The sequence below is a fragment of the Kitasatospora sp. NPDC059327 genome (assembly GCF_042752535.1).
In the GTDB taxonomy this organism is placed as follows: Bacteria; Actinomycetota; Actinomycetes; order Streptomycetales; family Streptomycetaceae; genus Kitasatospora.
Genome location: NZ_JBHYYB010000132.1, coordinates 10,543 through 19,716 on the forward strand (window position 1 = coordinate 10,543; position 9,174 = coordinate 19,716).

Annotated in this window: 8 protein-coding genes and 1 riboswitch; of the genes, 5 read left to right on the top strand and 3 right to left on the bottom strand. The window is 73.9% G+C overall.

The features are described from left to right. Positions 1-254: 254 nt before the first annotated feature. On the top strand, positions 255-860 hold the full coding sequence (locus tag ACFXHB_RS40360) for a TetR/AcrR family transcriptional regulator (RefSeq protein WP_380581397.1): 606 nt from the start codon (positions 255-257) through the stop codon (positions 858-860). Between the two features lie 43 nt (positions 861-903). On the opposite strand, the gene ACFXHB_RS40365 is transcribed toward ACFXHB_RS40360, so the two are convergent. After that, on the bottom strand, positions 904-1,704 hold the full coding sequence (locus tag ACFXHB_RS40365; RefSeq protein ID WP_380581398.1) for a helix-turn-helix domain-containing protein: 801 nt from the start codon (positions 1,702-1,704) through the stop codon (positions 904-906). A 415-nt stretch (positions 1,705-2,119) separates the two neighbouring features. Between ACFXHB_RS40365 and ACFXHB_RS40370 the strand changes: the two genes are divergently transcribed. Next, a complete protein-coding gene (locus tag ACFXHB_RS40370) occupies positions 2,120-2,641 on the top strand; it encodes an ATP-binding protein (RefSeq protein WP_380581400.1) in 522 nt (173 codons plus the stop codon). Between the two features lie 306 nt (positions 2,642-2,947). On the opposite strand, the gene ACFXHB_RS40375 is transcribed toward ACFXHB_RS40370, so the two are convergent. Continuing rightward, positions 2,948-3,193 carry a DUF397 domain-containing protein gene (locus ACFXHB_RS40375; protein WP_329490764.1) on the bottom strand — a complete coding sequence of 82 codons (246 nt, stop codon included), beginning with the start codon at positions 3,191-3,193 and terminating at the stop codon, positions 2,948-2,950. Between the two features lie 514 nt (positions 3,194-3,707). Here ACFXHB_RS40375 and ACFXHB_RS40380 point away from each other — a divergent pair. Next, on the top strand, positions 3,708-4,616 hold the full coding sequence (locus ACFXHB_RS40380; protein ID WP_380581403.1) for a hypothetical protein: 909 nt from the start codon (positions 3,708-3,710) through the stop codon (positions 4,614-4,616). A gap of 118 nt (positions 4,617-4,734) precedes the next feature. Here the strand turns inward: ACFXHB_RS40380 and ACFXHB_RS40385 are convergent, their stop codons facing one another. After that, the gene (locus ACFXHB_RS40385; protein ID WP_380581405.1) at positions 4,735-6,894 is read right to left on the bottom strand and encodes a hypothetical protein; all 2,160 of its coding nucleotides are present in this window, start codon (positions 6,892-6,894) and stop codon (positions 4,735-4,737) included. A 392-nt stretch (positions 6,895-7,286) separates the two neighbouring features. Next, positions 7,287-7,447, top strand: a riboswitch (cyclic di-AMP (ydaO/yuaA leader). Here ACFXHB_RS40385 and ACFXHB_RS40390 point away from each other — a divergent pair. Further along, on the top strand, positions 7,434-8,762 hold the full coding sequence (locus ACFXHB_RS40390; protein ID WP_380581407.1) for a transglycosylase family protein: 1,329 nt from the start codon (positions 7,434-7,436) through the stop codon (positions 8,760-8,762). Its footprint overlaps the riboswitch before it by 14 nt. Before the next feature lie 164 nt (positions 8,763-8,926). Continuing rightward, a complete protein-coding gene (locus ACFXHB_RS40395; RefSeq protein ID WP_380581409.1) occupies positions 8,927-9,127 on the top strand; it encodes a hypothetical protein in 201 nt (66 codons plus the stop codon). The last annotated feature ends 47 nt before the right edge of the window (positions 9,128-9,174 follow it).

A 9,174-nucleotide genomic window follows, 5' to 3' on the forward strand; every position in this document is an offset into this window, starting at 1 on the left:
GGTCGCCCCGCGCGCCCCCCCCCCCGCACACACCCCCCCCCTCGCCCCCCCCCCCCGCCTGGGGGCCCCCCCCCCCAAACACCCACCCCCCGGTGGGGGGGCCCCCCCCGCCGCCGTACGAGCCGATGGCCGCAGGCCCGCCGAAGTGCCGGGTCCGCGGATCGGCCGCTCGGGCCGCCAGTATATTGGCCAGGAGCCAACGAACGTACGGAGCAGACACGATGGCACCTCGCGGGGATTCGGTCAATGAGGAAATGCGTCAACGCTCCCGCCGGCGCATCATGCGCGCCACCGTCGAACTCGTCGACGAGCACGGCTACGCGGGCACCACGCTCACCGACATAGCCGAGCGGGCCGGACTCGCCCGCGGCCTGCTCTCGTACTACTTCGACGGCAAACGGCTGCTGATGCAGTCGGCGACCCACCGGATGATGCATCAGGCGCTGTCCACCGCCCTGGACGGGATGCGGCCCGGCTCCTCGCCGGAGGCCCGGCTGGCCCGCGCGATCGACACGGTGCTGGGGCTGGCGATGGACCACCCCCGGGTGATGCGCTCCCACCTGGCCCTGATCCTGGACCCGGACACCGGCGCGTTCGTCCAGGACCCCGAGCAGCGCCGGCTCGGCGCGATCCTCCAGGGGCTGCTGCGGGACTGGGGCGCGCCCGACCCGCTCGCCGAGCACGCGGTGCTGCGCAGCGCGCTGATGGGCGGGTGCATCGGGGTCCTGCTGCCGGGCGCCGAGCTGCCGCTGGCCCTGATCCGGGCCGATCTGTTCGGCCGCTACGACCTGGACTGGCGCCTGGGCCTCCCGCCGCAGCCCCTGCCGCCGGAGCGCGAACGGCCGCCGGCCCGCGGCTGAGCGCGGTGGCCGGCGGCCGTTCGGTGCGGCGGTCGGACCGGGGTCAGCGCTCCTTCAGGATCGACCCCAGCAGGTCGATGGTGCGCTCGGGCGTCAGACTGTCGACGCAGAGCCGCTCCATGACCTGGATGTACGCGTCGACGTCGTCGCGCTTGTCGAGGTAGAGCGCGCTGGTGAGCTGCTCCAGGTAGACCACGTCGGCGAGGTCCTGCTCGGGGAAGCGCAGGATGGTGAACGCACCGGACTCCCCCGCGTGCGCGCCGAAACGGAACGGCATCACCTGGATCACCACGTTGGCCTGCTCGGCGATGTCGATCAGGTACTGCACCTGACCGCGCATCACCTTGGGGCCGCCGACCGGCCGGCGCAGCGCCGCCTCGTCGATGACGGCCCAGAGCCGGGGGCTGCTGCCCTCAGTCAGCAGCTTCTGGCGGCGCAGCCGCAGGCTGACCCGCCGCTCGACCTCTTCCTCGCTGATCACCGGGCGACTCTGGCGGATCAGTGCGGCGGCCTCCTCCAGGCCGACGTAGGTCTGGAACCAGCCCGGCAGCACGTCGTTGAAGCTGTGCCACCAGCCGGACTTGTTGGCCTCGCGGACCAGGCCGAGCAGTGCCTCGCGCTCGCCGCCGTCGTCCACTCCGTACAGGCTGAGCAGGTCGGCGACGTCGCGCTCCTTGAAGCTGACGCGGCCGAGCTCCATCCGGCTGATCTTGGACTCGGAGGCGCGGATCGCGTAGCCCGCGTCCTCGCGGGTGATGCCGCGCGCCTCACGGAGCCGGCGCAGCTGGGAGCCGAGGAGGATCCGGCGGACCATCGAGCCGCCGCCCGGCTGAACTGTGGTCATGCGGTCGAAACCTCCACCTAGGGCAAACAGCGCACAGTCTGCCATCAGTTGAGCGCTCACGGTGCCGATACTGACGGATGTTCCTATCAGTTCTGCACTCCACACACCAGGATGCACGTGCATCCGGCGCTTGCATATGCCATTTGAACGACTGCACGTGAATCGACTCTTGCATCTGCAGTGAGCGCAGAGGACCATGGTGCACGTGCACCTGCACATCCCTGGCAATCCCGCGGGCTCCGCGTCGACCCCACACGCGACTCCGCGCACCAGCCCGGCAGCGCCGTCGCGCCACCGGGCGTTCGTGTGCGCGCGCGCCTGGTCGAGGGCGGCCGCGCGGCCTAGCGAGTCGGAGGTGACCGGCATGACCCCGGCGGGTCCAGCCGTGTCCGCCCCCTTATGGGAGGAGCTCTTCATGAGCACCGGTACGGCTTTGGCAGTCGATCCCCATGTGGTCACCTGTACGCTCGCCCCTCGCTACGAAGCCGTCAGAACCGCGCGCGACTTCGCCAGGACCGCTCTTCAGCGCTGGGGACTGAGCGAGCTGTTCGACGACGTCGCGCTGGTGGCCTCGGAACTGGTGACCAACGCGCTGCGGCACGCGATCGGCGCGTGCCCCGGTGCGGCGGGCAACGCGCTCGACGACTACGACTTTCCCACGCAGGCGGGGCCCGAGGGGCGACTGCCGATCCGAATAAGCCTGGTGCACCGCGCGCCGCAGGTGGTCTGCGCGGTCAGCGACCCCAGCAGCACCGGGCCGGTGGCACGGGAGGCGGACTTCGTCGCCGAGTCGGGCCGCGGGCTGCACCTGGTGGACTCCTTCAGCCGGTCCTGGGGCTGGCACCCGCTGGGCGGCGGCAAGGTGGTCTGGGCCCTGTTCGAGTCCGAGGCGGGCACGCTTCCGGAACTCGGCGGACGGCATCGTCGCTCGGCCTAGCAGTGGCCCGCGGCTCCGGGGAGGACCACACCACTCCCGGCCTGCGGCCCCGCACACCCCTTGGCACACCCCTTGCCACGGCCACTCGGCAGCCGCCGCGGCGGCACCGCGGCCGGCGTCCCGCGCCGCCCCGGCAGCCCGCGCCGGCCACCCGACCCGCGGCAGCCCCGGCGAGCACCCCTGGCCGGACAGCCGCTCCGGCGGCACCCGGACGGCGCCCACCACGGGGCGGACGGCCGGAGAAGACAACGGCCGTCGTGGTGTCAGCACCCACGACGGCCCCCCGATGGTGAAGAGGACGACCGCTCAGACCGCCAGGTGGTCGAACTCCCCGTCCTTGGCGCCCAGCAGCAGCGCCGCGATCTCGGCCCGGGTGTAGATCAGTGCCGGGCCGTCCGGGAAGCGTGAGTTGCGCATCGCCACGTCGCCCCCCGGGAGGGCGGCGAACTCGACGCAGTTGCCCTGAGAGTTGCTGTGCAGACTCTTCTGCCAGACCACGTCCTTGAGGTCCGCGGCCGCCATCCCGTTGTACGTGTCGTACCTGTCGTGCATAGAAATCTCCCGAAGAGCTCCGGAGTGGTCGTCCAGCTCGGCGCCCCGGCACTCGGCCGAACGACTGGACCGGCCCCGTACCGGCCCGGCACAACGCCTCACTTGACGTGATGATAGCTCCAGTGCACGTGCATCAGCACGGGACGTTGCAGGTGCACGGGCCTTTCGTCGACATATCGGAACTCTTCACCGCCCCGACACCTGAGGGAACGTAAGCGGACATTCCCGATGGAACCGGTAGGACTCCGATAACCGCCCGTAGGCGGCCACCCGCTGAATGTTGATCTTCGGACGCCCGCAGTCGCACCGCCGTGACACTCCGTCAGACCGTCCGCATGCTGTGAGACATGTCACGTGCCACCGCCGCAACGCGACGCACCTCCCGTCACGTCTCAGGGAGAAGTGGTGGCCACACAGGGATTGGTTACGGTATGTCCGGTTTTCGGGCAGCCCGCCCCTCCCGGCACGGCAGCCGACTGCAGCCTCGGCCGGCCGATGTCCTACGATCTCCGCCATGAGCACCGCAGCCATCCCGGGCGCGCCACTGCCCGTCCGCACCCCAGGCTCCCGTGCGCGGGGGCGCCACCGCCGCCCCGAGCGCCCCGAGATCCCGACCGGCTCCCCGGCCCTGGTGCTCGCGGTGCCCGCGACCGCCGGGCCGGAGTCCCGTTCCGTCGTCGAGGAACTGCTCTCGATCGTACGCAGCGAGCAGAACGGCGTGCAGACCGCGGCCGGCTACCTCACCGACGTCGCGGGCGAGAGCGCGCCCGGCAGTGACGAGTACACCGTCGCCGAGCTGCTGGCGCACGCCGCCGAAGCGGGCCTGCCCGCTCCGGTCGTGGTGCCGCTGGTTCCCGGCCCGCACGACTTCCTGACCGAACTGCACGCGCTGGCCGCCCAGTACGGCGCCCACGTCACCGACGTCCTGGGCCCGCACCCGCTGCTCGCCGAAGCCGTCCACGTCCGCCTCTCCGAGGCCGGACTGGCCCGGGCCGACCGCGCCCGGCTGTTCGCCATCGCGACGGCCGCGGACGGCGTGGTCCTCACCACGGTCGGTGGCGAGGAGGCCGCCGCGGCCGCCGGGATCACCGGCGTGCTGCTGGCCGCCCGCCTCGCGGTGCCGGTCGTCGCCGCCGCGCTCGACGTGCCCGGCTCGGTGGCCGCCGCCGTCGCGCACCTCAAGGAGACCGGCTCCCAGCGCCCCGCGCTGGCCCCGCTGGTGATCGGCCCGGAGGCGGACTCCGAGCTGCTCGCCACCGCCGCCGAGGAGACCGGCTGCCCGAGCGCCGCGCCGCTCGGCGCCTACCCGACGGTGGGCCAGCTGATCGCCTCCACCTACCTGGCGGTGCTGCCCGCCGTCGCGCCCGAGGCCTACGCCGAGCAGGCCGCCGCCCAGGAGGCCGCGGAGGCCGCCGCCGAGTAGCGGACCACGAACGCCGCAGGGCCCGGAGCGCACCCGCTCCGGGCCCTCGACGTGTGGTCGGCCCCGGCCGGGTGGGACGCCGCCCGGAACGGCCCCCGCCCGCCGGGGAGCACCCGCCTCAGGAGCGCCCGCCCACCCGGCCGGTGACCGCCGCGGCGTCCCTCAGCCGCAACGCCGGCACCTGCACCGGCCGGGACTGCGCGGCGAAGGTCGGTACCGGTACCCCGGTCGCGTTCCACCGCGGCTGAGCGGCGCCCCCGCCGTCCGCCTTGCGCACCTGGAGCACCTCGGCCTGCCCGGCCCGGCGCAGCAGGAGGTTCGCGGGCGGCGCGGACTCCGGGTCGATCCAGAGCTCGTTGCCGCCGAACTCGCAGTCCAGCACGAGGACGTCGTCCGGTTTGCCGTCGGGGGTGGCGCGGAACGCGATCCCGGCCCGGCGGTGGCCGGTGATCCGGCTGCGGCTGAAGGTGACGGTCACCCCGGCGAGTTCGTGCCGGGCGGTGGAGACGCCGAAGTCGCTCTGCCCGGCGGCGTCGATCAGCAACCCGTCGAAGAGCGTCCCCGTGTCCCGGCCGAGCGCGTGCAGCGCCACTCCCCCGGCGCCGTTGCCGTAGAGCACGCTCGCGGTGTAGTCGAAGTCGTTGAGGTACGCGCCGTGCTCGATGCCCCACCCGCCGTTGTGGTAGGCCGCGAACTCGGTGACCACGTGGTGCTGCCGGGCGTTCAGCCAGACGAAGATGCCGTTCCGCAGGTTGTTGTGGGCCAGGCAGCGCTGGAAGGTCCAGACCCCCTCGCTGTTCTCCGGCCACTCGAAGCCGGAGGCGCCGTCGGCCCCCTGGACGCCGACCGCCACACAGTCCACCGCCTTGCCGCCGGTGCCGGCGCCGAGGTTGAAGCCGGCCAGCCGGTAGGCGCGCGGATTGGGCTCCAGCCGCGTGCGGGAGGCGACGCAGGAGTCGTAGACGATGTCGTCGGACGGCTGCTGCGGGGTGCGGGTGTCCAGCGGGCCGTCCCACCAGTAGGCATCCTCCCAGGTGTCGTGGCTGACGCAGCCGCGGAAGGTGATGCCGTGGCTGGCGTGCGGGACGAAGGCGTGGCTCCCCGCGTCGCGGACCACCACGCCCTCGACGACGGTGCCCCGGGTGGTGTCGCCGAGCATGTGGAAGTGCAGCCCGTAGCGGCCGAGCACCGGGGCGGTGACCGGCGCGCTGCCGTCCGGGCCCTTCCAGGACTCCTCGGTGTCGGCGCGCGGGCCGACCCAGCGCAGCGCCGCGTGCCGCAGGTCGGCCCGGCGGCTGCTGGTGAGGTGGACGTGGGCGCGGCCCCCGGCGGTGCCCTCGACCCGCACGCTGCGGGTCAGGTTGAGCACCTCGGCGCCGACCGTGACGCCGCCACCGGCGCTCACCCGGGGGTGCGGGTACTGGAGCGGTGCCTCCAGGGTGACGGTGGATCCGCTGACGGACCGGACGACGGCCAGGTCGTAGCGGGTCGAGAAGCCGTCCTCGTTCGGCGGGCCGGTCGGGGTGACGGCCAGTTCGTCACCGGGCAGCCAACCGGTGGGCGGCGCGGCCAGGCTGACGGTGGTGTCGCCGGCGGCGAGCGCCCGGTCCGCGCGCACCCAGGCGGTCTTGGCGGCGCCGTCCAGCCGCAGGTACCCGGCGCCGGTGACCCAGAGGCCGACGTCGGTGTCGACCACCTTCATGCCGTCACCCCGGAACCGCCGCTCGTCGACCGCGGGGAACCGCACGGTGTGGACGGCGGCGCCGTCGGGGGCGAGCGCGAGGGTGCCGCGGACCTCGACGTTGCCGGCCGCGGCGAGGGTGAGGCTGCGGTCGGCGGCGAAGGTGAGCGCGCCCGAGGGCTCGACCAGCAGCGACCCGACGGTGGCGTCGGTGTCGAGCAGCACCCGGTCGGTGATCCGGACGGCGCTCCGCGGGCCGGGCACCCGGCCGCCCCAGCCGGCCGGATCGGACCAGCGGCGGCCGCCCTGGTCCGGCGTGGGCGCGGGGGCGGGCGCGGCGGCGGGCGTTCCGGGCGTGACGGCGCCCTCGGGGATGCCCGCCGACGTGGCGCCGGGACCGGGACCGGACGTCCCCGGGGACGAGCGGGGCGACGGGGCGCCGTGCAGGTGCCCGGCGGGCGTGCCGTCCGCCGCCGGGGCCGGGACGGGGCCCTGGACGGCCGCCACGGGCTCGGCGCCGCCGCCGAGGGAGCGTCGCAGCGCCTCCTCGCCGCCGACCGCCGCGAACACCGTGCCGACGGCGAGCCAGCGCAGCATCGTCCGACGAGGTACGGGAGTTCGGGGCTCTACGGGCGGGATGTCCGCTCTGCGGTGTTTTGCCCTGCGGTGCGCTCCACGGGCGCGCGCGGCGGGCCGGCCGGCCCGCGGGTCCTCGTCCATGGCCATCGTTGCGTAGCCCTCCCCCCAGACGGCCGCGTCGATCCTGACGCCCTGAAGCATAGGCAGTTGCCGTGACTCCGACGGGCGTTGCCCGAAATCGGTCATTTCTGATCATGGTGGACAGCCATTCACCACCCGTTTCGCAAACCGTGACGTGCATCACACATGTTTGCGGATTGAACTTAAGTCTGCTTAACGTGCTCCCCGTTCGTGGCCACACGGACCCAGCCCACCCGCAACGCCGAGTCCTGCCGTCGGGTGCGCTGGCAGCGCAGAACGCACCGCGGCAGGAGCGGGGGAACCACAGGTAAGTCGCCCGGGACCGGTCCGCGAACCGGTTCAGGGCTAGGGGTGAAGCCGCGTCCACAGCGCGGCCGGGCAACTCCAGCCCGAATCCGACAGCTCACCTCGCAGGCGTGGGAGAGGACCACGTCTTCATGCTGCCCACCAACGGCACCCGCCTGTCCGGCCGCACCCGCCGCGCGATCGCCACCCTCGGCGTCGTCGGCATCGGCCTCACCGTCCCCTGCCTCACCTCCGGCACCGCCTCCGCCGCCTCGGTCGCCACCTGGGACAAGGTCGCCCAGTGCGAGAGCACCGGCAACTGGAGCATCAACACCGGCAACGGCTTCTACGGCGGCCTCCAGTTCACCAGCAGCACCTGGGCGGCGTTCGGCGGCACCGCGTACGCCGCCCGCGCCGACCTCGCCACCAAGGACCAGCAGATCGCGATCGCCGAGAAGGTGCTCGCCTCGCAGGGCCCCGGCGCCTGGCCGGTCTGCTCCGTCAAGGCCGGTCTGACCAAGGGCGGCACCCCGGCCGCCGTCGACACCGCCACCGCCACCGCCACCGCCACCAAGCCTGCCGCCCCGAAGGCCACCCCGGCCCCGGCCCCGGCACAGACCCAGGCCCCCGCCGCCAAGCCGGCCGCGCCCGCGGCCACCCCGAAGGCCGCCCCGGCCGCCGGCGACTCCGCCCAGCAGTCGCGGGGCGGTCAGAACTGGCAGCAGTACCAGCGCCAGGCCGCCGGTCAGGACACCGGGACCAAGGCCGGCGACTACACCGTGGTCGCCGGCGACTGGCTCTCCTCGATCGCCGACAAGAACAACATCCAGGGCGGCTGGGAGCGGCTGTACGAGCTGAACCGCGGCTCCCTCACCGCCGGCCCGCACGTCATCTACCCGGGCCAGCGCCTGAGCCTGGGCGACCGTGCCAAGGCGCAGGCCTCGAACGAGTCCGGTCAGGGCTTCGACTGGTTCAACCGCTCCTCGGGCAAGACCGGCCAGGCCGCCGGCTCCACCACGACCGCCGCCGAGCCGGCCGCGCAGACCGGGGCCCCGGCCACCCCGGCCCCGGCCGCCGAGGCCCCGGCCCAGGCCGCCACCGGCAGCATGGCCGCCGCCGTCTCCTTCGCCAAGTCGAAGGTCGGCCAGGCCTACGTCTACGGCGGCACCGGCAACGGCGGCTGGGACTGCTCGGGCCTTACCCAGGCCGCGCTGCGCGCCGCGGGCATCTCCGTCCCGCGCGTCGCCGCCGACCAGGCCGCCGCCAGCACCCACGTCTCGCTGGACGCCCTCAAGCCGGGCGACCTGCTGTTCTGGTCCAACAACGGCCAGGACTCGGGCGTGTACCACGTCGCGATCTACATCGGCGACGGCAGCTACGTCGAGGCCGCCAACCCGAGCTCGGGTGTGCGGACCCAGACCGTCGCCAACTGGGCCCCGGACTTCGCCGGCCGGGTCTGATCCCTCGCGCGCGGGCCACTGCGGCCCGCCCGCACCCGCCGGGGCCCCCGGGGAGAGTCTGGTCGCTCCTCCCCGGGGGCCCCGGCGCGCCCGGCCCCGGAGCGGGCATGGTCAAACCGCGGCCCGGCGGGCATGCTGCTGCTCCGCACCCGAGGAGGAGTCACATGGCCCAGGTCACCGTCACGCTCGACGCCAATCTCGCGATCGACGCGATGCTGCTCTCCGGCACCAAGAACCCGCAGGACGCCGTCGAGCTGATCCTGCGCGACTACCTGGCCCGGGGACGGCGCACCGAGAGCCGTACCGGCGACGCCGCCGACGGGCAGCCGGCGGCCGACCGGCGCCCCACCGCGCAGGAGGGCTGAGGACGGACGCCGCGGGGCCCCGGAGAGCGACGCGCTCTCCGGGGCCC

Coding starts and splice junctions, on each gene's coding strand:
- ACFXHB_RS40385 (WP_380581405.1), bottom strand. CDS start 6,894: ATGCTGCGCTGGCTCGCCGTCGGCACGGTGTTCGCGGCGGTCGGCGGC.
- ACFXHB_RS40360 (WP_380581397.1), top strand. CDS start 255: ATGCGTCAACGCTCCCGCCGGCGCATCATGCGCGCCACCGTCGAACTC.
- ACFXHB_RS40375 (WP_329490764.1), bottom strand. CDS start 3,193: ATGCACGACAGGTACGACACGTACAACGGGATGGCGGCCGCGGACCTC.
- ACFXHB_RS40370 (WP_380581400.1), top strand. CDS start 2,120: ATGAGCACCGGTACGGCTTTGGCAGTCGATCCCCATGTGGTCACCTGT.
- ACFXHB_RS40395 (WP_380581409.1), top strand. CDS start 8,927: ATGGCCCAGGTCACCGTCACGCTCGACGCCAATCTCGCGATCGACGCG.
- ACFXHB_RS40365 (WP_380581398.1), bottom strand. CDS start 1,704: ATGACCACAGTTCAGCCGGGCGGCGGCTCGATGGTCCGCCGGATCCTC.
- ACFXHB_RS40380 (WP_380581403.1), top strand. CDS start 3,708: ATGAGCACCGCAGCCATCCCGGGCGCGCCACTGCCCGTCCGCACCCCA.